We start from the raw sequence: 23,206 nt of genomic DNA, 5'->3' as shown, positions 1-23,206 counted from the left end.
ATCAGCGGCAGGAGCACTGCTGTCGCCCCCGCCCGCCACGGAGCGCCCACCCCACCGCAGCAAGGAGCCGCCGATGCCCCATTCCGGGCCCCTCGGAACATCCCCACCTGAGCAACGGCCGACATCGCCCACCGGCTTGCCGGACGCGCCCGCCCCCGCGGCCCCCGACCGTCAGATCACGCCGACCGCCCGGCACTTTCTGGCCGCACTGCATCCTCCGGTCACGATCCCCGGCCCGCCGACGCAACCGCCCCAGACGGCCGCCTCGGCCCTACCGGACACATCCGAGGTGGCCGCGGTCGGCTCCCCCGTAACGGCCACGCCTGACGCGACCGCGACCGGCTCCGCGCTCCAGCGGATCCTGCGCGGACCGACCGGACCGGGGACGACCTCGCTCTCCGTGGCGAGCAGATTCACGCCCACGCTTCCGGACCCGCCGCCCCCGACCCCCGCCGAGCCCGCCGCGGGGCAAGCCGTACCCGGCCTGTACTACCACCCCGTCCCGGAGCCGGACCCCGTACGCGTCGAGGAGGTGAGCCGCCGGATCAAGGCCTGGGCCGAGGAGGAGGTCCAGCTCTACCCCGAGGAGTGGGAGGGGCAGTTCGACGGCTTCTCCGTCGGCCGGTACATGGTCGCCTGCCACCCCGACGCGCCGACGGTCGACCACCTGATGCTCGCCACGCGGCTGATGGTCGCGGAGAACGCGGTGGACGACTGCTACTGCGAGGACCACGGCGGATCACCCGTCGGACTCGGCGGGCGCCTCCTGCTCGCGCACACCGCGCTCGACCACTTCCACACCACCGCGCAGTACACGCCGGAGTGGCGGGAGTCGCTCACCTCGGACGCCCCGCGCCGGGCGTACCACAGCGCGATGGACTACTTCGTCCGCGCGGCCACGGACTCCCAGGCCGACCGCTACCGGCACGACATGGCCCGGCTGCACATGGGCTACCTCGCCGAGGCCGCCTGGGCACAGACCGACCACGTTCCGCAGGTGTGGGAGTACCTGGCGATGCGCCAGTTCAACAACTTCCGCCCCTGCCCCACGATCACCGACACCGTCGGCGGCTACGAACTGCCCGCGGACCTGCACGCCCGGCCGGACATGCAGCGGGTCATCGCCCTCGCCGGCAACGCGACCACCATCGTCAACGACCTCTACTCGTACACGAAGGAACTCAACAGCCCCGGCCGCCACCTGAACCTGCCCGTGGTGATCGCCGAACGCGAGCAGCTCTCCGCACGCGACGCCTATCTCAAGGCCGTCGAGGTCCACAACGAACTCCAGCACGCCTTCGAGGCCGCTGCGGCCGACCTCGCGGAGGCCTGCCCCCTGCCTCCCGTGCTGCGCTTCCTCAAGGGCGTGGCCGCGTGGGTCGACGGCAACCACGACTGGCACCGCACCAACACCTACCGCTACACCCTGCCCGACTTCTGGTAAGGAACGGACATCTCTGTGACCACTGAAACGACCTCCACCCTCTCCGCGAAGATCCCGGCCCCGGCGACGCCGTACCAGGGGGACATCGCCCGCTACTGGAACAACGAGGCGCGGCCGGTCAACCTCCGTCTCGGTGATGTGGACGGGCTCTACCACCACCACTACGGCATCGGCGCCGTGGACCACACCGCGCTCGGCGACCCGGCCCACAGCGAGTACGAGAAGAAGCTCATCGCGGAGCTGCACCGGCTGGAGTCGGCACAGGCAGAGTTCCTCATGGACCACCTCGGCCCGGTCGGGCCCGACGACACCCTCGTCGACGCCGGCTGCGGGCGCGGCGGGTCCATGGTCATGGCCCACCGCCGCTTCGGCTGCAAGGTGGAGGGTGTCACCCTGTCCGCCACCCAGGCGGACTTCGGCAACAGGCGCGCACGAGAACTGCGGATCGAGGACCACGTCCGCTCCCGCGTGTGCAACATGCTCGACACACCCTTCGACAAGGGCAGCGTCACCGCCTCGTGGAACAACGAGTCGACGATGTACGTCGACCTGCACGACCTGTTCGCCGAGCACTCCCGCTTCCTCAAGGTGGGTGGCCGGTACGTGACGATCACCGGCTGCTGGAACCCCCGCTACGGCCAGCCGTCGAAGTGGGTCTCCCAGATCAACGCCCACTTCGAGTGCAACATCCACTCCCGACGCGAGTATCTGCGCGCCATGGCCGACAACCGGCTCGTGCCGCAGGCCATCGTCGACCTCACCCCGGACACACTGCCCTACTGGGAGCTGCGGGCCACGTCCTCGCTGGTCACCGGGATCGAGAAGGCGTTCATCGAGTCCTACCGGGACGGCTCCTTCCAGTACGTCCTGATCGCGGCCGACCGCGTGTGAGCCCGGCCTCGCGGGGCCGGGGCCGTATGTGTGGGCCTCGGCCCCGCGAGGTGCGCCCGGAAATCGCCCGAACGAACGGGACCTCCGCTCCGTCGATGTTGATGAGTCCGGACAAGTCTTCGGACTCGGATGCGTCGGTTGGGGATGTCGAAGACCGGAGGTTCGATCATGAGCTGGGCCAAGCGAGCCGTGCTCGCACTGCTGACGGCGGCCGCGGCGGCGTCGGTTTCCGCCTGCGAGCCGGAAGAGGACAGCGGGGAGGCCGCGCCGTCGTGCGTCTACGTGGTGACGTACGAAGGGCGTACCTACCAGGACGTTGCCAACGTGGAGTTCACCGTCGGCCACGAACTGGGCACAGCGACCCAGCCGCCCTGTGACGACACGGGCGGCCGGAACAGGAGCGAGGAGCCGTCCACGACGGAGACCGCCTACGCCGTGGACGGCATCTCTCCCACCGTGGCCATCGCCGTCGGAGACGCACCCGACGACGTGGTGTTCGTCGCGGTGCGCTCCGGCAACGAACTACCGGCCGAGGTGGAGAAATTGATCGCCAGATCCTGGTGACCTCGGCGCCTCATGGGCTCACGGCGCTCGCGGACAGTGGAGTCAGCCAGTGGATCTCCAGGTCCTCGCGCAGGTACTCCATGCGTGTCTCCTGAAACCGGACGAGATCGGGCCGGGCGAGGTGACTGCGCAGATCTTCCCCGGAACGCCACAGCTCGTAGAAGACCAGCGTGGTGGGGTCGCAGACGTCGCGGTGCACCTGGTACTGCCAGGCGCCCGGCTCGGCGCGCGTCGGCTCGACGAACGAAAGGAGCAGACGCTCCAGTTCCTCGGCGCGTTCCGGGCGGGGCCGGGCGAATCCGTAGATACCTATGGGGCCGCTGCCTGTAGGTACGACAATGTTCATACCTAGGAGGCTAGCCAGGTGTCGAGGTACGATGCAACTCGTACCTCAAGGAGGATCGTGGACCTTGGCAAAGTGTTCGCCGCGCTCGCGGACGACTCCCGACGGAAGGTGATCGCCGAACTCGCGAGCCATCCCGAGGATCAGGAACGTGCCTGCGGGTCGTTCGACCTGCCGGTGAAGAAGGCCACGCGTACCCACCACTTCCGAGTGCTGCGGGAGGCGGGCCTGGTGGCGCAGCGCGATCACGGCAACGGAAGCACGCTCAGGCTGCTGAGGACGGACATCGAGGAGCACTGCCCCGGTTTGCTGCAGCTGCTCGTGGCGGAACTCGTTCAGTCGAGCGAACGCAGCACTGAGGTCACAAGCGAGGGCCGTACGAACCGCGCACGTGGTGCCGCGGAGCCCCACTGAAATGAACAGCAGCGCCCGTCGTCTCGGTCGTCGGCCCCGACGCCCGCCTCACGGGCCCTGCCCGGGCTCAGAAGGCGTAGCGCACCCGCAGCCACGGCGCATGGCGGTCGATCAGGGTGCGCAACGTCTGCACGGCCTCGCCCTTGACGCTGTTGCGGTAGCGGAGGTTCAGCGCGCCGTTCTCGGAGCGTTTGGCCTGTTGGAGTTCCGGTCGCCACAAGGCCTCCTCGGCACGGGGATGCCAGCCGAGGTTGACCTCGTGCAGCTCCTGGTTGTGGGTCAGCATGATCACCTCCGCGGCGGCCTGCTCCTTCACTCGCCGGGGCAGGACGTCGTCGAGGTGGAGGAGCAGCTCGGTCCAGGCGTCCTGCCACCCCGGGCGGACGACCACGGGGGAGAGGTTGAAGTGCACCTCGTAGCCCGCGTCCAGGAAGTCCGCGGCGGCGCCGACCCGCTCGGCGACGGGCGAGGTGCGCACATCGAGCAGCCGGGCGTCGTCCGGGGGCATCAGCGAGAACCGGATGCGGGTGCGGCCACGCGGGTCGAGGGCCAGCAGGTCGGGGTTGACGAACTTGGTGGCGAAGGACGCCTTCGCCGTGGGCCACTGCCGGAAGGCGTGCACCAGGTCCGCGGTGTTGTCGCAGATCAGCGCATCGACCGAGCAGTCACCGTTCTCCCCGATGTCGTACACCCACGCCTCGGGGTCGCACTGGTTCGGCTCGGGCTTGTGCCCCTGCCGTGCCACGTGGCGGGCGAGGTGACCGATGATCCGGTCGATGTTGGTGAAGACGGTGATGGGGTTGGCGTACCCCTTGCGCCGGGGCACGTAGCAGTAGGCGCAGGCCATGGCGCAACCGTTGGAGGTGCCGGGAGCGATCCAGTCCGCGGACCGGCCGTTGGGGCGTGTGGTGAGGCTCTTCTTCTCGCCCAGGACCAGCGTTTCCCCCTTGATGCGCACCCAGTGCTCGATGTTGCCCTGGTTGCCGTGCAGCCCGGGGATGCCCCAGTGGGACTCCACCATGGTCACCCGGGCGCCGGGGAACCTGGCCCTGATCTGCCTCCCGCGCGCAGACGCGGCAGCCGCGGGCTCGGCGTAGATCTCCCGTACGGGCAGCAGCCGGCCGGCCACGGCGGAGGAACGGAACGCGGAGGGCCGATCGGGCGCGGCGGGACCGGGGGAGAGGGCGTCGAGCCCGAACAATGTGCCGGAGTCGTCGTCCCGGCTGCCGGACGGGTGGTGCATGAGTGCTCCCGTACGGAGGGGTGCGAAGGGGGAAGCTTCCCGTCACTCAACTGTACGAGGCACACATCGCCCCCGCTCGAAGTGACCGTTCCCGACGCGGCCCCCTCCTCACGCCCGGCCGGCCCGCCCTCCCGGCACACTTCGACCAGCCCCACGCCGTGCAGGGCGGCCTCGTGTTCCCCTCAGCCGATACGCCGGGCCCGGGTGAGTGCCAGGCCACCGAGGACCGTGCCGATCAGCCCGAACGCCAGAGCCATGGCACCTGCGACCACGCCGTTGCCGGTGCCGGGACCCCCGTCGGCGACGGCCAGGTTCACCACGCCCATGGACAGGCCGATCAGTCCTGCGACCAAGGCCGTGACGGCCCTGCTCCGCCTGTTGCCGATGCCGCGACGATCTGCGGGGCGGGCCAGGGCGAGGCCGCCGATGATCATGCCGATCAGGGCCACGACGGCAGCCGTGCTGCCCACCAGTCGCCCGGAGGTCAGGCCGGTGGTGGCAGCCGACTGGACTGCGATGTGCGCGGTCTCCGGAGCGGCAAGCGCAAGGGGAACTGCCATGAGAGGCCTCCTCGTCTCCTGCTGTTCGATGTCGGCCCAGCATGTCCGTCGGCCCCGCCGTCGGTCGTCCGGCGGACGCAGACAATGCGCGCTGCTGCCGGAGTTCCATGCGCCTGCTGTGGCTGCGGCAGCAGCGCCCCCGGTACCGCGGGCGCGGTAGTCGGCGGCTCCTTCCCGAGAGGGACTCGCGCCTGACGACGTCCGACTAGGGTGCGCGTATGGGCAGATCACGATCAGGGGTCCCGGCCGCTGTCCGCGACTGGGCGGTCGCCACCGGTGTGGCGGCGCTGCTGGTCGGCACCGGGCTGTCCGCCGAGAGCTCCACGGCGAACAGCGACCTGCTCGGTTACGCGCTGCTGGCGGGCGGCGGACTGGCACTCGCGGCCGCCCGCCGGGCTCCCCTTCTGGTCCTGGCCGTCACCGGACTGAGTGCGGTGGGCTATCAGGCGGCCGGGTTCGACGTGCTCGCCGTCTCCTATCTGGTCGCCGTGTACGGCGCGGTGCGGGCCGGACACCGTGCCGTCACCGTGGCGGCGTCCCTCATCCTGCTTCTCGCTCTCCACCTCACCGCGCTGATCGTCCAGGACGAGCCGGTGCGCGAGGCCTTCGGGCGGGGCGGTGGCGTACTCGAGATCGCCTGGCTGATCGCGGCCTTCGCAGCGGGGGAGGCGGTACGGCAGGCCGAGCGGCGCGCGGAGGAGGCCGAGCGGACCCGGGAGGAGACCGCGCGGCGGCGCGCCGACGAGGAGCGGCTGCGCATCGCGCGGGAGCTGCACGATTCGCTCACGCATCAGATCTCGGTGATCAAGGTGCAGTCCGAAGTCGCGGTCCATGTGGCCCGCAGACTCGGCGAGCAGGTGCCGGAAGCGATGCTGGCCATCCAGGAGGCCGGCCGCGAGGCCAGCCGGGAACTGCGCGCCACGTTGGAGGCGCTGCGCGACGACGACACGACCCCGCCGCTGGGGCTCGACGACGTCCCGGAACTGGTGGACAGCTCGCGGACGTTGGGAGTGGACACCACGCTGACGATCGACGGGCGGCGGCACGACGTACCGGCCGCGGTGGACCGGACCGTCTACCGGATCGTGCAGGAGGCGCTCACCAACGTCGCCCGGCATGCCGACGCCACCACCGCGGCGGTCCGTATCAGCTGTCTGCCGGATTCCCTCGCCATACGCATCGACGACGACGGCAAGGCGACGTCGGCCACCGCTCCGTCGCCCGGCCTGGGGCTGCTCGGCATGCGCGAACGCGTCACCGCCCTCGGCGGCCGGCTGCGCGCCGAACCACGTGATGGGGGCGGGTTCACCGTCCAGGCCGAACTCCCCGTGGACCGGACCTCGTGATCCGTGTCCTGCTGGTCGACGACCAGCCCCTCATCCGCAGCGGATTCCGCGCGCTCCTCGACCTCGAGGACGGCATCGAGGTGGTGGCCGAGGCCGCCGACGGCAGAGAGGCCCTCGAACTCGCCGGGAAGCACCTGCCCCACGTCGCGCTCATCGACATCCGCATGCCGGTCGTCGACGGCATCGAGGCAACCCGGCGCATTGCCGCGGACCCTGCCCTGGCCGGGGTGCATGTGGTCATCCTGACCAACTACGGCATGGACGAGTACGTCCTCGACGCCCTGCGCGCCGGCGCCGCCGGGTTCCTGGTCAAGGACGTCGTACCGGAGGATTTCCTGCATGCCGTACGCGTCGCCGCTCGTGGCGACGCCCTGCTCGCTCCCTCGATCACCCGCAAATTGATCAACCGGTACGTCACCCAGCCTGTCCCTACGGGTGCCTGCACAGGGCTGGAGGAGCTGACGAGCCGCGAGCGCGAGGCCGTGGCCTTGGTGGCGAGGGGCCTGTCCAATGACGAGATCGCCGCCCGTATGGTGATCAGCCCGCTGACCGCGAAGACGCACATCAATCGGGCCATGTCCAAACTCCGGACCCGTGACCGTGCCCAACTCGTGGTCCTCGCCTACGAGTCCGGCTTGGTGGCCCCGCGCAGCACTTGAGACCCCCTCTCGCGGTCTGGTTCCCCCGTCTGCAGCCCAGGACGGCGGTGCCGGGGCCGGAAACTCAGGCGACCGTGGGCGGCGCCGACTGCGAGACTTCACGCCATGACGCGACGTGCCCTGACCCAGAGCGAATACGTGAGTGAAGTCGAGAGGCTCGCCCGAGAGGTCCGGTCTGCCGCGTTGGAAGAGGGCTGGCTTTGCTACGGCCACGACCCCGAGGACGCGACGAGTCTTCAGCGGGCGGTGAACGCGCTCGCTCGGGCTCTGCAGCACCATCACTTCCCCGGTGACGGGTGCGTCGAGGAGGACGGCCCCCTGGTTGAGCTGGTGGGCGTCGTGCTCATTCGGCCGGGAGTCATGCCGGCCGCGCTGGACGAGACCTACGAGCAGGCCTGTCTCCGGATCGGGGTGGAGCCCCGCGAGGAGGGGTGGGCACTGTGGAACACCTGGGGCAAGGGGCAGTCCCGCATCACCATGGTTGTCTCGGCTGTCGACACCACCGAGGGACTGCTCGCGAACTGGTCGCGAGGTGTGGACGCAGCCCCGGTCCAGCCCCTACCCTCGCAGGTCGCGCTGATTCAGCAGGGCTGGGCCGGACCCATGACTCTGTCTCCCCGCGCCGTGAAGAAGACAGGCTTGCTGGATCCGGCGTAGGCGGAGGACGGCAGGGCGGCTTCAACCCGCATCTGCGGAGGCACATCGTGGGCGGGGCCGGCCTCAAGCGCACCGAGGGAGCAGGAACCATGGCGGATGTCAGAGTCACTTACGACAGCACGGTGGATGCCGCGTGTGTGTACTTCACGGACCCGCAAGTCCGTGCGCAGGCAGCGCACATGTACCCCTGTGATCCGGTCGAGGTCGGCGGGATGATCAACATCGACTTCGACGAGCGGGGACGCGTGATCGGCATCGAGGTGCTGGCGGCCAGTTCCAAGCTGCCGAAGTATCTGCTCGAGTCGGCGGAACGTCCACCCTCGCGGCCAAGTCGTAACACCCGTCGGTTACTTGATGCGCTGCACGACCTCTGGGTTGTGTGACGGGAGGGAAGCTTGGCATGGTCACGGGTGTGGAATCACCCGTGCTCAGTTCGGAAGACTACGCATCGATCCATCACGCGCGGCTGGCTTTGGCCGGGCGATACGGTCTTGTCACGCTCAACGCCATGCTGGAGGGCTGGGAGTCCTTCGTCGAGGACGTCGAGGACGGTTTCGACGCAGACAGTGCCTTCGAATACCAGCAGGACGTGCGGTGCCGGGACTGGCTTGCCGAGGCCTGGCCGATGCTGACCGAAACCGTGCGCTCCCTTCGCGATGCGGAGTTGAGAGATCTGGACGCTCGTTACCTCAGTGCGACCGTGCCCCTTCGAGGAGTCGGAGCCGAACGCGCGGAACCCGGAGGCGGGCGATGGTGGCGCCACCGGCGGCCACGGCTCGTCGAGGGCGCGGAGCTGGGGCTGCCGCCCGGATGGTGAGGCGGTCGGGGAGCCGGAGGGGGGGGCGAAGTGCCCGCGCTCAGTCCGGCCCGGTCCAGTCGAAGGGGAAGTACTTGCTCGACTTTCCCGAGCGTTCCCAGGAAAAGCCGAAAGCGTCGGCGCGGTCCGCCGTGGCCCGCCCCCAGGTGGCGACCTGCCCCGGCCCCACCTCGGCGCCCGGGGCGTTGTGGACCTGGACGCGAGCGCCCTCCGGTGTCGTCGGGCCGGCGAGCGCTTCGGCGGTGGCCGTGACCCGGCCGGGGATCTCGGCTCTCCAGGTGGCGAGGTCCTCGTCGATCTCCACATGGATCGGCACGACGTCCATGCCGCGCATCTCGGGCCGGAGCATCTCCCCGAACCGTGCCGGCCAGCCACCTGCCTCACCACCGAAAACGGTCCCGAGCGCGGCGCGCTGCCGGTCGTCGGCGCGTTCGTCGAGGAAGACCGCGGCGTACGCGTCGCTGTGCTCGCCGGCCCAGACGTTGCCGACGAAGACGCCCAGCATCAGGACGTTGAGATCGTCGAGGCGTACGTCGCCGTAGTTGCCCTCACGTATGTGCCAGACCAGCACGCCTTCGCAGTCACCGTAGGTCGGGGGCTGCGCGAACGTGCAGGGGCACGGTATGGCGCACTTGCATACGTCGAACCAGTCGCCCACCAGATGCCAGCTGGTCCCGTTGCTGACCTGTTCCGTCATCTCGCATCCCGCCCGTCGAGCCCGAAGGAGCTCCATCGGAGTGGCGAGACCGCGCGTCCCGAGCCCGCACGCGGATCGCGAGGCGGCCTCTCTTCCAGCTTGCCGCAGGTGCTCACATGTCGCTCATCGAAGGCGCGGATTCCCGCAGCCCCGGCAGCAGCCACTCCTGGAACGGCGCCAGCACGGCGAGGACGAGGAAGACCACACCCACCACTCCAGCTAGCAGGGGCCCCCGCGACCACAGCTTCTCCACGAAGACCACCACCGCCAGCCCGGCCATCGCAGCCACGTTCATGACTCCCAGCGGCACGAGGACGACCATCAGTCCCGCGCAGCAACCGACGCAGTAGCCGCCGTGGTGGAGGCCCACCCTAAGATCGCGAGCCGGCTGCCGGAACCCGGCGTAGCGCACCAGCTGGCTCATGGGGTCGCGGCAATGCCGCAGGCAGACGTTCTTGAGAGGGCCGAGCTGGTAGAGGCCCGCCAGCAGGAAGGCCACCGCTCCGATCCAGCGTCCCGCCGCCGGATGCTCTGCCACCAAGTCACCGGTGAGGTCCAGAGCGGCGTAGGCGAGCAGCCCGAAGGTTGTCCACACCAGCAGATACCCGCTCACGAACTCCAGGATGTGCCCCGTCCGGCTCCACCCGGACGACCGGCGCCCGAGCCCCCGTACCCAGGTGAGGGCCACCGGCGCCATGGACGGAAGCATCATGGCCGCCGTCATCGCCACCCAGAGCAGCAGGAACAGTGGCAGGGCCAACCCCATCGTGCCGGGCTCGACGCCCATGTCCCGGGCCTGCCCGACGGTGAGCACCCAGGCGGGCACCGTGACCAGGACGACCAGAGACCAGGCGACCGCGAGCTCCCGAACCGGCAGCAACCCCCCGCCCGGCCCGGTGGGTGCGGGCGACCGCGCGGAGACGAGGACGGAAGTCCGGAAACGCCGCATCGGTGCACTCCCTGCGTACCACTTCAGGACAGCACGCCCCCCGCCACCCCGCGACATCAAGCGCCCTGGTACCCACTGCACGTACCAGAAGTGCCGTCCCCCGGCTCGTCGGAAAGGCCTCCGGGTGGGTGACCTCCGAGTGGCCGTCGTGGACGGAACCGAGGGACGCTGTAAGCGAGGGGGCGGTTCCTGTGCCCCGGCCCGCCACGGCCGTCGCGAGGGCCGCCGACGGGCAGCGTGTGCGGCGGATGGGAGAAGACCCATGAAGGTCGGAGTGCTGACCGGTGGCGGGGACTGCCCGGGCCTCAACGCCGTGATCCGCAGCGTCGTCCGCAAGGGCGTCCAGGACTACTCGTTCGACTTCGTCGGGGTGCGCGACGGATGGCTGGGGCTGCTCAAGAACGATGTCGTCCCCCTGGACATCGCCGGCGTCCGTGGGATCCTGCCCCGCGGCGGGACCATCCTCGGATCCTCCCGCACGAACCCGTTCAAGCACGAGAACGGGCTGCAACGCGTACGGGAGACCCTCGCCGCGCACGATGTGGACGCGCTCGTCGTCATCGGCGGAGAGGACACGCTGGGGGCGGCCACGGAGCTCAGCCGGCAGGGAATCAACCTGGTCGGCGTGCCGAAGACCATCGACAACGACGTCACAGGCACCGACTACACCTTCGGCTTCGACACCGCCGTCGGCATCGCCACCGAGGCCATCGACCGCCTCCACACCACCGCCGAATCACACATGCGGGCCCTCGTGGTGGAAGTGATGGGACGGCACTCCGGCTGGATCGCCCTGCACGCAGGCATCGCGGGCGGCGCCAACGTGATCCTCATCCCGGAGCGGCCCTTCGACATCGAACAGGTCTGTGAACAGGTGAAGAGCCGGTTCCAGATCAACTACGCGCCGATCGTCGTCGTGGCCGAGGGCGCCGTCCCCAAGGAAGGGCAGATGATCCTCAAGGACCAGTCGCTGGACGAGTTCGGTCATGTACGGCTCTCCGGCATCGGCGAATGGCTGGCCCAGGAGATCTCGGCACGCACCGAGAAGGACGCCCGCACCACGGTGCTGGGGCACATCCAGCGCGGTGGCACTCCGAGTGCCTTCGACCGATGGCTGGCCACCCGCTTCGGGCTGCACGCGATCGCGGCCGTCAAGGACGGGGACTTCGGCCGCATGGTCGCTCTCGAGAGCACACGCATCGTCCGCGTGCCCCTGGCGGACGCCACGGCGAAGAACAAACTGGTGGACCCGTCGCTGTACGAAGAGTTCGAAGTGTTCTTCGGCTGAGTGGTCATGCTCCGTGCGGTACGACCGCGACCGGACAGCGGGCATGGTGCAGCACGGCATGTGCGACCGGGCCCAGTCGGCCCTCGGCCGCCCGAGGGTCAGTGCGGCGCCCGACCACGAGCAGCTCCGCTGTCCGGGAGGCGTTCAGGAGCGCTTCCGCGGCATGGAGCAGCATGAGATCCGTGGCCACCGCCACGCGCGGGTACTTCTCCTGCCACGGCCGCAGCGCGTCGGAGAGCCCCAGCACCTCCTGGTCCTCCCAGGTTGCGCGGTCCTCCTCGGTCACCACGAAGGAGCGCGGGGAGACCGAGTCCGCGGGAAGGGCCCAGGCCTGCACCACGCGCAGGCGTGCCGTGCGGGCGTCGGCGGCCCCGAAGGCGAAGTCGGCCGCTTCACCGGCCGGGCGGTGGGCGTCGAAGCCCAGCACGACGAGGCCGGTGCCGTGCGTCGCGGACGTTCGGTCGGCGAAGGTGCCGCCAGGGCGAGGGACGAGCACGACGGGGCAGGGGGCCGCTGCCGCCACCCGCAGGGCGACCGAGCCGACCACCAGTTCCTGGAAACCGCCCGTTCCACGCGTGCCCACGACGAGGAGTGCGGCATCGCGTGCCGCGCCGAGGAGGGCGAAGGCGGGTGGCTCGTCCGCCTGCTCGCCCGTCACTTCGAGGTCCGGGTGGCGGGCGACGAGGTCCTCGACCGTCCGCTGAACCAGCTGGCTGCCCATGCTGTGCAGGCGTTCCAGCGCCGTGCCCGGAACGGTGGTCCCGGAGAGCCGCGGAGCCACCTGCAGCAGCCGTAGCGGAACACCACGCAAAGCGGCTTCCCGCGCCGCCCAGTCGGCCGCTGCCGCCGCACACTCGGAGCCGTCGATGCCCGCCAGCACAGAGGGACGCATCCCGGCCTCCTTCGTCCGGTCCGCCCTTGAGGGCGCCGTGTCTCCTCGTCTCCACTGTTCCACGCCGGGTCCGCTCCGGCGCCCGGGCCGGAAGGCCGCGTGGGGCCGACCGAGAGCCGGAGGGTACGTCACGTCGATGCGAGCCACCGGCTCCTACCCGGAGCAAGGGACGCTGCCGACTCGGCTGACGGTCCTCGGCAAGCCGCTGCTGGTTGATCTTCGGGGAGGACGCCCGCAGAAGACGTTTCTCTTCGGCCCCGACTACCGCCCCGTTCCGGGCGCAGAGGTCGTGCCGCTGCCCGGTCTCGGGCACTCGCCCCTGCTCGAAGATCCCCCGTGGACCGCCACGCCCCTGCCGGCGTTCACCGCTGGCCACGCCGCCCGGACGGAAGGGAGGACGGGTGCCCGCGGACCCCGCCGCCCGCAGGTGGACGATCACGGCCGGGCGGCCATTCGGGTCAGCCCTCCGCCGGGGCGCGCAGCGGCTCACCGACGCTCCTGAGATGGCGCAGCGCCTCCCGGTGCGAGGCGATCAGCCCGGCCTGGTGGTACGGGATGCCCAACTCCGCGCAGTACCGCTCGGTGATGACCTGAGCCCCGGCGAGCGCGGGTGTCGGCATGCTGGGGAAGAGGTGGTGCTCGATCTGGTAGTTGAGCCCGCCCATGAAGGCGTCGACCACCGCGCCGCCCCGGACGTTGCGCGAGGTGAGAACCTGGCGGCGCAGGAAGTCCAGCCGGGTCCCCTCCTCGATCATCGGCATCCCCTTGTGGTTGGGCGCGAACACCGAACCGAGATAGATCCCGAACAGGCCTTGGTGCACCGCGAGGAAGACAAGTGCCTTGGCGGGGGAGAGTACCGTGAAAAGGCCGCCGAAGTACACCACGAAATGCGCCACCAGGAGCGCACCTTCGAGTACGGGCCTTTTCATCGACGGGCTCCTCAGAGCTCGAAAACTGCTGAAGCTCAGATTCAGCCCTTCCAGAGTCAGCAGCGGGAAGAAGAGCGCGGCCTGGTGCTTTCCGACGAAACGCGGCAAACCCCGGGCCGTGCGCGCCTGTCGGCGCGACCAGACGAGAATGTCGGGCGAGACGTCCGGATCCTTCCCCTCATGGTTGGGGTTGGCGTGATGCCGGGTGTGCTTGTTCATCCACCACCCGTAGCTCATGCCCAACAGCAAGTCGGCGACCAGCAGTCCTCCCGCCTCGCTGGGCCGCCGACCGGAGAACACCTGTCGGTGGGCGAGGTCGTGGGCGGCCAGCCCGAGCTGACCGAAGACCACGGCCAGGGCGACGGCGACGAACACCTGGCCCCAGCTGTCCCCCAGTGCGGCAAACGCTCCGACGCACCCCGCGAGAGCGAGGGCGACGAGCCCGAAACGGACCGTGTAATACAGCGGGCGCCGCCGGAGCAGCCCGGCCTCGGATATACGTCGAGACAATTCAGAAAAGTCGCTCCCCCGCTTCCTCTCCTGTCGTTCTCCTCGCGTCGGCGGCCCTACCGGAAGCACCAGTTGATCGGTCATGGGACTCAGTATCCGAGTCATTCTCCGGCGGCATAATGGTGTCCACCCCCTGCCTGGGGTGGAGCTAGCGCCACCATGGTTCCGGGGGAAAGACCGCAGCAAGGCCACCGATCGTCATCCGTCACCGCCCTGAGCCCATCGCGTGCCTCGGGGGGTCATTCGGTGAGGTGCGCGACCACCGAACGCATCGCGCGTTGCAGGGCCGGGATCGTCTCCTCAGGTGCGTCGAGGGTTTCGAACCCATGGTGGCCGCCTGGGACATCGACCACTTCGAGTCGCGCCGAGCACTTTGCGGCCGCGGCCACGAACGCATCGACGGTCGCGGCGATCTCGGGCGTCTCCAGCCCCGCACGGAGGAGGACGACAGGCAGGGACCCCGCCTCCTCGACCGCCCTGGCAGGGTGGAAACGGCTGCCGGACATGCCCCAAGCGGGAAGGGGGGCCAGGACGGGATAGGAGGCGGCCAGGCAGCGCAGCCAGGCGGGGGGCCGTGTCAGCCAGTCCGTGGTGAGGAGGCCGCCGCCGGAGAGGAACCACAGCGCGATCCGGTCGGCGTCCACCCGGGCGTCGGCCCGCACCAGGTCCACCGCCGCGGCGATGTCCGCGGCGGCGCGTTCGTAGTCCGCGACGTCGTGGAGGCTGTGGTCGAGGGTCGCGCCGACCATGCCCTCGGCGGCGGCCAGGCGTGCGTAGCCCACCAGGGTCGGCCACTCACGTGGCCGCGGCCGCGCTCCGGCGGGCACCGGTCCACCGTGCACCATCACCACCGCCGGTCGCGGGCCCTCGCCATGGGGCACGTACAGATCGACACGACCCTGGCGGTCCCGAGGCAGTTCGGGGACGTCCAGCGGGAACGGGCGCAGGTGGGCGGGCACCGGCGCATCGTCGCCGACCGGCCGCAGGCGGCGCCCCTCACCGGCTCCGGCGCGCAGCAGGACATCTGCCAGTTCAGCCGGGCACGACAGCATCGGCCAGTGTCCCGTGGGAAGGTCGAAGAAAGTGACCTGAGGCTGGGTCAGGGCGGCCAGCGCAGGGTCGCCGAAGTCGACGAGCCTCTGCACCAGGCCGATACTGGCGCCGTTCCCGGCGCACAGCACACCGGTGACGGGAACCGCGGCGACCGCCCCGGACAGCCGCAGCGGCTGCAGCAGGGTGCCCAGCGGCTGCGGCGCCGCCAGGGCGGTCAGCCGCTCCAGGGCCGCCTCGCCGACGCCATCGGTACTGCCCCAGCGCCCCCACTCGCCACGAGCCGGCGGCGCCAGCACCCCCTCGCGCTCGCCGGCCTCGGCCCGCTCGGCCAGCTGCGCGCGCAGCACCTGGTCCGGCACGGCGGCCAGCGCCGGAACACCGTTCTGCGGTATCCCGCTGTCCAGGTACACGACGCGTGCGATGCGCTCCGCCCGCCGGTCGGCGGCGCCGAGCACCGGGTGGATCCCGTAGTCGTGACCCACGAGCACGATCTCCCGCCCCGACGCCACGTCCACCGCGTCGATCGCCGCGAGCACGTCCTTGATGTGCGTCTCCAGACCGACGTGCGCCGGCGTGGCGGGCCGGGCCGGGTCGATGCCCGTCAGCGGGACCGCGTGCGCCGCACGGCCTGCCGCGACCAGTCGCGCCGCCGTCTCCTGCCAGACATGAGCCCCGGTGAACACACCCGCCACCATGATGAACACCTGCACGAAGTCCTCCCCGGACCGGTCCATGGCGCCGCGCCGGTCGCGTACGCCATCGTCCGCGGGCGACGGCGTCTGCCGGCCCGCGCCCCGGTACCGTAGGAACTCCCCCTAAGGGAGGTTCAACTGTCCACTCCAACGGAGCCGTTGTGGAGCATCGGGGAGCTCGCCGAGCGTGCCGGTGCCACCGTGAAGACCGTCCGCTTCTATTCCGACCGGGGCCTGCTGCCCGAAGCCGCCCGCACCAGTGGCGGACACCGCCGCTACGGCCCGCCGGCCCTGGAACGACTGCGGCTGATCCGCTCCCTGCGCACATTCGACCTGCCCCTGCCCGAGGTACGCCGCATCCTCGACGACGAAGAGGCAGCCGGCCGAGCCCTGGAGGGCGCCCTCGACAGCCGCCTGCGGGAGCTCGGCAGTGAGCTGAAGGCACTGCGCTGGCGGGAAGCGGCACTCCAACTGGTGCGGGACTGCCCGCCGGCTCAGCGCGCCGGCCGGCTGAGGCTGCTCGGCGCGCTGAACACCCCGCCGAGTACCGCACCACTGGCCAGGTTCTGGCGCACCTGGCTGCCGGCCCGGATGCCGCGCCGGGCAACCGCCGCATTCCTGGAAGCCGCCGTCCCCCTGCCGCCCGACGAACCACACCCGTCCCAGGTACTCGCCTTCGCCCGGCTGCACGCGATGACGACGGCTCCCTGCCCGGGCGGTCGGCAGCCCCAGCCGGACGTCCACCGAGCAACAGGGGCCGACGGCGCCGTCCTGCTGTACGCGGGCCTCACCGAAGCCTTCGAGCTCGCCGCCCCACACCTGCGCCGGGCACACGACCCGCAGCCGGGCGAGGCCCTGGACGCCTACGTCGCGGCCTACGCGAGCGCCTACCGCAGCCGCGACACCCGCGCGTTCCGCCGCTCGCTGGCGGCCCGTCTGTCGGCCGAGGCGCGCCTGGACCGGTACTGGGAACTCACGGCCATCGTCCTGACCCCGCCGGGCGCCCGCCCACAGCCCACCCCGGGCGCCGCGGACGACTGGCTGTGCGCGGCACTACGGCTGGACAACGCCACAGCGGCGCCGCTCAACGCACCGGGAAACCACAGGCGTAGCCCTGCTCCTTGAGCCAGGGGAGGATCCGCCGCAGCGCCTCGACGGTCTGGGACCGGTCGCCGCCCGCGTCGTGGAAGAGAAGCGTCGGCCCGTTGGGCAGTTCGCGCTGCACGGTGGCGACGATGGCGTCCGTTCCGGGCCGCTCGAAGTCCTTGGTGTCCACGTTCCAGCCCAGCGGCCGCATCCCCCGGGACGCGGCGAGCTTGCGGCTGTACGGGGTGAAGGCTCCGCCGGGTGCCCGGTAGTACATCGGCCGGACACCGCCGGACGCCTTGGTGATCATGCGTTCGGCGTCGAGGATCTGCTGTGACTGATAGGCCCGGGAGTTCTTGTCCATGCTGGTGTCGTGCGACACGGAGTGGTCGCACAGCCGATGCCCGGCCGCGACGACCTTCCTCACCAGGCCCGGGTGCACCTGCGCCTGCGTCCCCACCATGCAGAACGTGGCCTTCACCCCGTACTCCCGCAGCACATCGAGCACTTGGGGGGTCCACACGGGGTCGGGGCCGTCGTCGATGGTGATGTTGACGCCACGCGCCCCCTTCTCGGAGGCGTGCGCGATGCTGACGGCCACCGACTTGACGTCACCGCCGGGCGAGACGGACGCCGTCGCGTTCGGTGCCGGAGTGCCGGTGGCGCCGGCCTGTGCTGTCCACACCGACGCGCCGGTGGCGAGCACCGTCACCCCGAGCGCCGCCCCGATGACCTTGCCGTACCAGCCCCGCCCACCACCGTGCCGCGCCATGTCCGCCCCGTTCCCTCGAAGTTCCTCGCCCGATCCCCGGTCACCTTGCGACCAACTGACAGGACGAGTGACGACGGCTGCGGGATCCGTCCGTTACGGATCTCGGACAATTTCGCAGGGGGCCACGGACAAACCGGCTCCGCGTCCCCCTGGCAGCTTATGGACCTGGTCACTTGGCCGGATTCCCATCCGCGGTCTTCCGCCCCGCTCACCCCAGCACGACGGCCACCGCCAACGCACCCACGAGTGAGTCGATCCGGTCCAGCAACCCACCCGCTCCCGCCAGCCACCGGCCCGAGTCCTTGACCCCGGCACCACGCTTGACGAGGGACTCCACCAAGTCGCCCGCCGGTCCGCCGACGGCCACCGCGACCGCCGCCGGCCAGCTCCACGCCGAGAGCAGGGCGAGTACGGCCAGGCCCGCCGCCGCGCCGCACAGCGTTCCGCTCCACCGCTTGGCCGGGGACAGCGGCGACAACCGGGGCCCGCCCAGCCGCCGGCCGGCGAAGTACGCCACCACATCGGCGACCGACACCGCGGCGAACAGCGCCAGCCCGAGCGTCCCCAGCGGCGCCAGCACAGCCAGCACGCCCAGCCAGACCAAACCGAGCAGACCGGTGCCGAGCCGTCGCAGTCCGTCCTCGGCATCGCCGGCCACCAGCGGCACGGCGACCAGCGCGAGCACCCCGACGGCACCCACCCGCCCGACCTGGTCCGGCGCCCACGCGGCGGTGACGATCAACCCTGCCACGGTCGCGGCGAGCACCGCCCGGTCGACGTGGGGGAGCCGGGCCAGCACCCCGAACTCCAGCACCGCGATCACCGCCACCACTACGGCGAGCAGGGCGATGCCGGGCCGCCCCCACCAGAAAGCGGCAGTCACCAGCGGCACACCCACGGCCCACGCACACCACCGGACCATCAACTCCTGCCGCCGCGAGGCCCCTACCGCCACACCGCTCACCAGCAGCGCGCCGCCCAGCCACGGCGCCAGCGCGGCCACCGAGGTCACCGTGCCGCCCCGACACCCGGCAAAATGCGGGCGTGGGCGCGCAGTTCACCGAGGGCAGCCCGGAAGGCGTCGACGATGCGCGCGTTCTCGCCGGTGTCGCGGACCGCGACGCGCACGGTGCGGCCCTCGTACGCCGGCGACAGCGGCGACAGATCCCGCAGGTACACACCGTGGCGCCGGCACTCCGCGACCAGAGAGGCGGCGCTCGGCCCGTCCTGTGGCAGGGTCAGGGTCAGGAAATTGGCCACCGACTCCTCGACCGTGACCGAGGCGTCCACGACGGCCAGGTCGGCGGCGAGCCGACCGCGCAGCTCGTGCGTGCGCAGCAGCGTGGTCGCGTAGTACGCCGGGTCGCGCAGTGCCGCCACGGCCGCGAGCTGGGCCGGAAGCCCGACCGCCCAGGGCGGCGTCCACCGGTTCAGCTCTGCCGCCGTGCCCTTCTCGGCCACCAGGTAGGCGGCCCGCACGCCGGAGAGTGCGTACGTCTTCGACATCGAGGTGCAGACCACCACGCGCGGGTCCCGCGCCGCGAACGGGGCGAGCGACTCGCCGGGATCGACGTAGCCGAGGTAGGCCTCGTCGATCCACCACCGTGTCCGGGCCGGGGCGGCGGTGATCACCTCGCGCAGCTCGGCGGCCGGTACGTGGCGGCCGGTCGGGTTGTTCGGGTTGACCACGACCACGAGGTCGTACGAACCGTCGGCCACCGCCGCCGACAACCTGACCGGATCGATCCGCCAGCCCTCGTCACGCCGCAGCCGGAACCGGTCCACGCGGCAGCCGATCACCCGCTCCGTGACATGGGCGTACTCGCCGTATCCGGGGTCCATCAGCAGGACCCGGCTCGTCGGCGTCAGCCACCGGCCGAAGGCTCGGAAGATCAGGTCGGAGGAGCCGGCGCCGACCGCGAGCGTCTGCGGGGGCAGGTCGCGGACCGAGGCGAGCTCCGCGAGCAAGCCCTCCGCACCGGTCGGCGGTGAGGTGCGGGCGACCCACCCCACGTCCCCGGCGAGCGCGGCGCGCGCCCCGGGAGCCGGTGGGAACCAGGCGTCGAGCACGTCGGCCGCGACCACCTCGTGACGCCGTTCGAGCGTGCGGAAGTCAGCGCCGACCGCGGTGAACGATGCGCCACCGTGCTCGCAGCCGTCCGGCCGGGGCGCGAACGGCGCGTCCAGCCGCCAGTCCACACCGGCCGCCAACCGGGCCACGGTCGCCGCATGCCGCCCCGCGACACCCCGCGACAGCTCCGCCACCTCCCCGGTCAGCACCTCGAAGTCGACCGCCCCGCTGCGGACCGTTCGGCCCACCGGACGCAGACCCGCCGCCCGATACATGCCGAGCAGGTCGGCACGGCCCATCGCCACCACCCGCCGCCCGCCCCGGGACGCGATCCAGCGCAGCGCCGCGTACATCAACAGTGCGCCAGCCGCGCCCGCCCGTGCGTCGGGCTCGACGGTGAGCAGCCGCACCTCGAAGACGTCGGCCTCGTCGAGGAGCGGAAGCTCCGCCCGGGTCAGGTACTTGTCCAGCCCGTACCGGCCGGCCCAGGGAGGCGTCACGCTCACGAACCCGACACGACCCGCATCCCGCGCCGCGACCAGGTAGACGTTGTCGCCGTCCAACCCGTCGACCAGCCGCCCCTCGGCATTGGGCACGTGCTGGCCCAACTCCTCCGCGTAGACGCGGTGCCTCAGCTCATGGATCCAGGACATGTCGCCGGCTGTGGCGGAACGCAGACTGAGGGCACGGGCCATCGGAACCTCTTCGTACGGGGACAAGGCGCTCCAGTGTGGCTACGACCGGCCTGCGGGGAGCAGGGGCGGACAGCTCGGGCGGTCTGAGTACGCGTACTCAGGCGCTTTTGCTCGACGGGTGTGCCAGTCCGTCGCGGTCCTTGCCGTCGTGACGAAGCGGGCGGTCTCCCGCGGAGGGCGGGACGCGCTGCGGACGATCGGCGGCATCACCGCCCGGCTGCGCCCTCCCCGACGTCCCCGCCGGCAACCCCCTGGCGGACCGGGCCTGGTCGGTAACGCCGATGCTGCTGGCCAAGACCCGTGTCTTCTTCCAGAGGACCGTCGTGCGTCGGGCCATGGACCGCGTCACCGGCGTCGTCCTCATCGGGTGCGGCGTGAAGGTCGCGACGACGCAGCCCTGACCCACCCCGCCGTGCCGTCCGGGATGACGGAGACGGGTGCGGGAGCGTGACTCAATCCCGGCGAACCGCGTATCCCAGATATGTGACGACCGGCCTGCCCTCCGGGTCGAGCACCATGTCGACGAGCTCCGGCAGCTGATCATCGGTCAGCGTGCCACGCCTGCGCCCACGCGTCGCGCGCACCAGACTGCGTACGTCGCGCGGCTTGAACGACGAGACGTCCTGCGCGGACAACCCCGCCCGGTCGAGGGACTCGGCAACCTCCGCGGGACGGCGCAGCCGGTGAGCGGCGTAGCGGCTCCGGGGCATGATCCGTGTGCTCGGGACGGTTTGGAAGGCGCCGAGGTAGACGAGACGGGACACGGGGGTGCGGTTCACCGTGTCGTAGACGAAGGCGCCGCCGGGACGCAGCACGCGTGCCGCCTCCGCGAGGACCGCATCGGGCCGTTCGGTGATCTCGAGGGTGTCGGCGCAGTACACGAGGTCGAAAGAGCGGTCCGGGAGGTCGAGTTCCTCGGCGGCCGTCGTCAGGTACGTGACGCCCAGTCCGCCGTCCGTGTCCAGGCCCAGGGCCGTCGCGGCGGGCGACGGATCGGCGGCCACGGTCTCGAACCCGAGCCGGGCGAGACCACGGGCCAGAAGGCCGCGCCCGCTGCCGACGACGAGCGCCCGGCCGCCGGCCGCCACGAGGCTCAGCTCCCCGAGCACGCGTCGCACGTACTCCATCCGTACGGACTGGAAGGTCACCGCCCGGATGTGGCGCCCGTCGACGGCCGCGGGCGAATCGAATGCGATGTGCGGGGTGGTGGGCATGGCAAGCTCCCTCGACGGTCAAAACCAGGTTCCCACAGGAAACCTCGGCCCTGACGAGTCCGTGCGGGTCCGCATGCGGCCGGGTCGTGCCCGGGCCCTGCTCGGCCGTCCGCTGCGTGGTCTCGCCGATCGAGCTCTGCCGCTCCACGAAGTACCGGGCCTGGATGTCGACCAGCTCGCGGCAGACCCGATCGCCGCCCTCGAAAAGGCATTGGCCGACCGCCCGGAGCCGCCGGGGCGGCTCGGCGAGGCGGCACGACTCCTTGCCGGGGCCGGCGTCGCCACGACCGCGGCACGGTTGCACATGAGTGAGCGTCGCCTGCACACCCTGTTCACCGACGGCACCGGCTTGTCCCCGAAGCACTTCGCACGCATCGACCGCGTTCGCAACGTCCTTGCGGCCGAGGCCGGCCGCTGGTCGGGCATCGCCGCGAGGGCGGGTTACTACGACCAGTCCCACATGACGGCGGAGTTCCGCCACTTCATGGGCGTCCCGCCGGCCGCGTTCCTCGCGGGCCGGCGTCCGGCCCCGACTCAGTGCACTGCTTGAGCCGCGAGACCACAACGGCGAGGTTGCAGCACGCCACACGGCCCTGAGCTGGGCCGCTGATCGGGCCAGGATGCGGTCAACGTGGCTGGATCGCCGCCTCGGCCGCTGCCTTGATCCGGGCACCGAACGCCGGGGCGTCCTTGCGGGCCGCGGTGAGCGCCAGGCCGACGAGCAGCCTGCCCAGCCCGTGACCCTCCAGAACGTTGTGGAGACGGACCCGCGTCCTGCCGTCGGCCAGCGGCTCCAGATCGTATCCCCCCTCAGCCACCGCCACGCTGTTCTTGGACACCTCGGTCCAGCGGATCCGCCCCGGGGCCACGATCTCGGTGATACGGAACTCCCTGGCTGTCTTGACTCCCGCGTCCTTCACCGTGCTGCGGAAGACCGTTCCCACCGCGGTCGGCGTTTCGGGAAAACGCTCGATCCTCAGTACGCGAGGACTGAACTGCGGGTCGTTGCGCCCGTCGGCGAGGTAGTCGAACACTGCCTCGACGGGCCGGTCGATCTCGGTGGTCGCTTCGAACTGTCCTGACATGAGGGCTCCTCGGCCACTGGGTCCGCGCAGTCGTGAAGGGCCGTCAGAGCGTGCTGCCGCAACGGCATCGAGACCCTACGGGAGCGCCGGTCATCCCGCGAGACGACAGGCAGGTCACCAGGGTGCAGTCCACGCGGGGGAACCACTTCGGGAGGGCGCAGAGGCCTGAATTACCAGATTCCACTTTGGAGGTACGGGTTGACGGCCCTGAAATTGGGGTCGTAGCTGGCCCTGAACACGTAGAGCGTGTCTCTTTGAGAGCTGATCAGTTGATCGGATATGCCTGTCCGGTTAGTGATCACTGATGCGATGTGGGGCCGGATCGAGCCGCTGAT

25 protein-coding genes are annotated in these 23,206 nt (G+C 70.9%); 12 read left to right on the top strand and 13 right to left on the bottom strand.

Translation table 11 applies throughout. The features are described 5' to 3' along the window. Positions 1 to 73: 73 nt before the first annotated feature. The 3 genes from tcp (at position 74) to ABTX60_RS33530 (ending at position 2,899) form a co-directional block, all read left to right on the top strand. A complete protein-coding gene (gene tcp, locus ABTX60_RS33540; RefSeq protein WP_352100790.1) occupies positions 74 to 1,444 on the top strand; it encodes a 2-methylisoborneol synthase in 1,371 nt (456 codons plus the stop codon). A 15-nt stretch (positions 1,445 to 1,459) separates the two neighbouring features. After that, positions 1,460 to 2,335, top strand: a complete 876-nt coding sequence (locus tag ABTX60_RS33535; RefSeq protein WP_352100789.1) for a geranyl diphosphate 2-C-methyltransferase — start codon at positions 1,460 to 1,462, stop codon at positions 2,333 to 2,335. Positions 2,336 to 2,503: 168 nt separating this feature from the next. Continuing rightward, positions 2,504 to 2,899, top strand: coding sequence for a DUF6281 family protein (locus ABTX60_RS33530; RefSeq protein ID WP_352100788.1), 396 nt, complete (start codon positions 2,504 to 2,506; stop codon positions 2,897 to 2,899). A gap of 10 nt (positions 2,900 to 2,909) precedes the next feature. On the opposite strand, the gene ABTX60_RS33525 is transcribed toward ABTX60_RS33530, so the two are convergent. After that, entirely contained in the window at positions 2,910 to 3,245 is a 336-nt protein-coding gene (locus tag ABTX60_RS33525) for a putative quinol monooxygenase (RefSeq protein WP_352100787.1), read from the bottom strand. 18 nt (positions 3,246 to 3,263) lie between these two features. Between ABTX60_RS33525 and ABTX60_RS33520 the strand changes: the two genes are divergently transcribed. Further along, on the top strand, positions 3,264 to 3,656 hold the full coding sequence (locus ABTX60_RS33520) for an ArsR/SmtB family transcription factor (RefSeq protein WP_352100786.1): 393 nt from the start codon (positions 3,264 to 3,266) through the stop codon (positions 3,654 to 3,656). A 67-nt stretch (positions 3,657 to 3,723) separates the two neighbouring features. Here ABTX60_RS33520 and ABTX60_RS33515 read toward each other — a convergent pair whose 3' ends face one another. Together ABTX60_RS33515 and ABTX60_RS33510 are read right to left on the bottom strand one after the other, a co-directional pair. Continuing rightward, complete coding sequence (locus ABTX60_RS33515) at positions 3,724 to 4,899, bottom strand: spore photoproduct lyase family protein (protein ID WP_352100785.1); 1,176 nt, start codon at positions 4,897 to 4,899, stop codon at positions 3,724 to 3,726. 182 nt (positions 4,900 to 5,081) lie between these two features. Further along, positions 5,082 to 5,459 carry a DUF6223 family protein gene (locus ABTX60_RS33510; RefSeq protein ID WP_352100784.1) on the bottom strand — a complete coding sequence of 126 codons (378 nt, stop codon included), beginning with the start codon at positions 5,457 to 5,459 and terminating at the stop codon, positions 5,082 to 5,084. A 218-nt stretch (positions 5,460 to 5,677) separates the two neighbouring features. Here ABTX60_RS33510 and ABTX60_RS33505 point away from each other — a divergent pair, with 218 nt between their 5' ends. The 5 genes from ABTX60_RS33505 (at position 5,678) to ABTX60_RS33485 (ending at position 8,938) form a co-directional block, all read left to right on the top strand. Then, positions 5,678 to 6,805: a sensor histidine kinase gene (locus ABTX60_RS33505; protein ID WP_352100783.1), complete on the top strand. Its 1,128-nt coding sequence runs from the start codon at positions 5,678 to 5,680 to the stop codon at positions 6,803 to 6,805. Continuing rightward, positions 6,802 to 7,464 (top strand): response regulator, encoded by a 663-nt coding sequence (locus ABTX60_RS33500; RefSeq protein ID WP_352100782.1) that lies wholly within the window; start codon positions 6,802 to 6,804, stop codon positions 7,462 to 7,464. Before ABTX60_RS33505 ends, ABTX60_RS33500 begins: the two co-directional genes overlap by 4 nt. A 105-nt stretch (positions 7,465 to 7,569) precedes the next feature. Further along, entirely contained in the window at positions 7,570 to 8,121 is a 552-nt protein-coding gene (locus tag ABTX60_RS33495; RefSeq protein WP_352100781.1) for a hypothetical protein, read from the top strand. An 89-nt stretch (positions 8,122 to 8,210) separates the two neighbouring features. Beyond that, the gene (locus ABTX60_RS33490) at positions 8,211 to 8,504 is read left to right on the top strand and encodes a DUF2283 domain-containing protein (RefSeq protein WP_352100780.1); all 294 of its coding nucleotides are present in this window, start codon (positions 8,211 to 8,213) and stop codon (positions 8,502 to 8,504) included. 17 nt (positions 8,505 to 8,521) lie between these two features. Then, complete coding sequence (locus tag ABTX60_RS33485; protein ID WP_352100779.1) at positions 8,522 to 8,938, top strand: hypothetical protein; 417 nt, start codon at positions 8,522 to 8,524, stop codon at positions 8,936 to 8,938. A 40-nt stretch (positions 8,939 to 8,978) separates the two neighbouring features. On the opposite strand, the gene ABTX60_RS33480 is transcribed toward ABTX60_RS33485, so the two are convergent. Continuing rightward, positions 8,979 to 9,635: a DUF1326 domain-containing protein gene (locus tag ABTX60_RS33480; RefSeq protein ID WP_352100778.1), complete on the bottom strand. Its 657-nt coding sequence runs from the start codon at positions 9,633 to 9,635 to the stop codon at positions 8,979 to 8,981. A gap of 112 nt (positions 9,636 to 9,747) precedes the next feature. Continuing rightward, entirely contained in the window at positions 9,748 to 10,584 is an 837-nt protein-coding gene (locus ABTX60_RS33475; protein WP_352100777.1) for a DUF2182 domain-containing protein, read from the bottom strand. 262 nt (positions 10,585 to 10,846) lie between these two features. Here ABTX60_RS33475 and ABTX60_RS33470 point away from each other — a divergent pair, with 262 nt between their 5' ends. After that, positions 10,847 to 11,872, top strand: coding sequence for a 6-phosphofructokinase (locus ABTX60_RS33470; protein WP_352100776.1), 1,026 nt, complete (start codon positions 10,847 to 10,849; stop codon positions 11,870 to 11,872). 4 nt (positions 11,873 to 11,876) lie between these two features. Here the strand turns inward: ABTX60_RS33470 and ABTX60_RS33465 are convergent, their stop codons facing one another. From ABTX60_RS33465 to ABTX60_RS33455, 3 genes are all read right to left on the bottom strand, one after another. Next, positions 11,877 to 12,764, bottom strand: coding sequence for a universal stress protein (locus ABTX60_RS33465; RefSeq protein ID WP_352100775.1), 888 nt, complete (start codon positions 12,762 to 12,764; stop codon positions 11,877 to 11,879). A 458-nt stretch (positions 12,765 to 13,222) separates the two neighbouring features. Continuing rightward, a complete protein-coding gene (locus ABTX60_RS33460) occupies positions 13,223 to 14,287 on the bottom strand; it encodes a fatty acid desaturase family protein (RefSeq protein ID WP_352100774.1) in 1,065 nt (354 codons plus the stop codon). A gap of 155 nt (positions 14,288 to 14,442) precedes the next feature. After that, a complete protein-coding gene (locus ABTX60_RS33455) occupies positions 14,443 to 15,966 on the bottom strand; it encodes an alpha/beta hydrolase (protein WP_352100773.1) in 1,524 nt (507 codons plus the stop codon). A gap of 120 nt (positions 15,967 to 16,086) precedes the next feature. Here ABTX60_RS33455 and ABTX60_RS33450 point away from each other — a divergent pair, with 120 nt between their 5' ends. Then, positions 16,087 to 17,073 (top strand): helix-turn-helix domain-containing protein, encoded by a 987-nt coding sequence (locus ABTX60_RS33450; RefSeq protein ID WP_502992445.1) that lies wholly within the window; start codon positions 16,087 to 16,089, stop codon positions 17,071 to 17,073. Here the strand turns inward: ABTX60_RS33450 and ABTX60_RS33445 are convergent. The 4 genes from ABTX60_RS33445 to ABTX60_RS33430 all read right to left on the bottom strand — a co-directional run bounded on the left by ABTX60_RS33445 (position 17,033) and on the right by ABTX60_RS33430 (position 21,786). After that, entirely contained in the window at positions 17,033 to 17,806 is a 774-nt protein-coding gene (locus ABTX60_RS33445; protein ID WP_352100771.1) for a polysaccharide deacetylase family protein, read from the bottom strand. The genes ABTX60_RS33450 and ABTX60_RS33445 overlap by 41 nt on opposite strands. Before the next feature lie 208 nt (positions 17,807 to 18,014). Then, positions 18,015 to 18,818 carry a phosphatidate cytidylyltransferase gene (locus ABTX60_RS33440; protein WP_352100770.1) on the bottom strand — a complete coding sequence of 268 codons (804 nt, stop codon included), beginning with the start codon at positions 18,816 to 18,818 and terminating at the stop codon, positions 18,015 to 18,017. Continuing rightward, positions 18,815 to 20,572, bottom strand: coding sequence for a histidinol-phosphate aminotransferase family protein (locus ABTX60_RS33435; protein WP_352100769.1), 1,758 nt, complete (start codon positions 20,570 to 20,572; stop codon positions 18,815 to 18,817). Before ABTX60_RS33435 ends, ABTX60_RS33440 begins: the two co-directional genes overlap by 4 nt. Before the next feature lie 452 nt (positions 20,573 to 21,024). Further along, on the bottom strand, positions 21,025 to 21,786 hold the full coding sequence (locus ABTX60_RS33430) for a class I SAM-dependent methyltransferase (protein WP_352100768.1): 762 nt from the start codon (positions 21,784 to 21,786) through the stop codon (positions 21,025 to 21,027). On the opposite strand from ABTX60_RS33430, the gene ABTX60_RS33425 reads away from it, so the two are divergent. Continuing rightward, positions 21,785 to 22,336, top strand: coding sequence for a helix-turn-helix domain-containing protein (locus ABTX60_RS33425; protein WP_352100767.1), 552 nt, complete (start codon positions 21,785 to 21,787; stop codon positions 22,334 to 22,336). The genes ABTX60_RS33430 and ABTX60_RS33425 overlap by 2 nt on opposite strands. Positions 22,337 to 22,412: 76 nt before the next feature. On the opposite strand, the gene ABTX60_RS33420 is transcribed toward ABTX60_RS33425, so the two are convergent. Further along, on the bottom strand, positions 22,413 to 22,871 hold the full coding sequence (locus ABTX60_RS33420; RefSeq protein ID WP_352100766.1) for an SRPBCC family protein: 459 nt from the start codon (positions 22,869 to 22,871) through the stop codon (positions 22,413 to 22,415). Between the last annotated feature and the right edge of the window lie 335 nt (positions 22,872 to 23,206).

Origin of the sequence: Streptomyces sp. NPDC126510, assembly GCF_040302345.1 — a bacterium.
GTDB lineage: Bacteria > Actinomycetota > Actinomycetes > Streptomycetales > Streptomycetaceae > Streptomyces.
The sequence above is the reverse complement of the archived record's forward strand: the minus strand, read 5'-3'. Positions and strand labels throughout refer to the sequence as shown.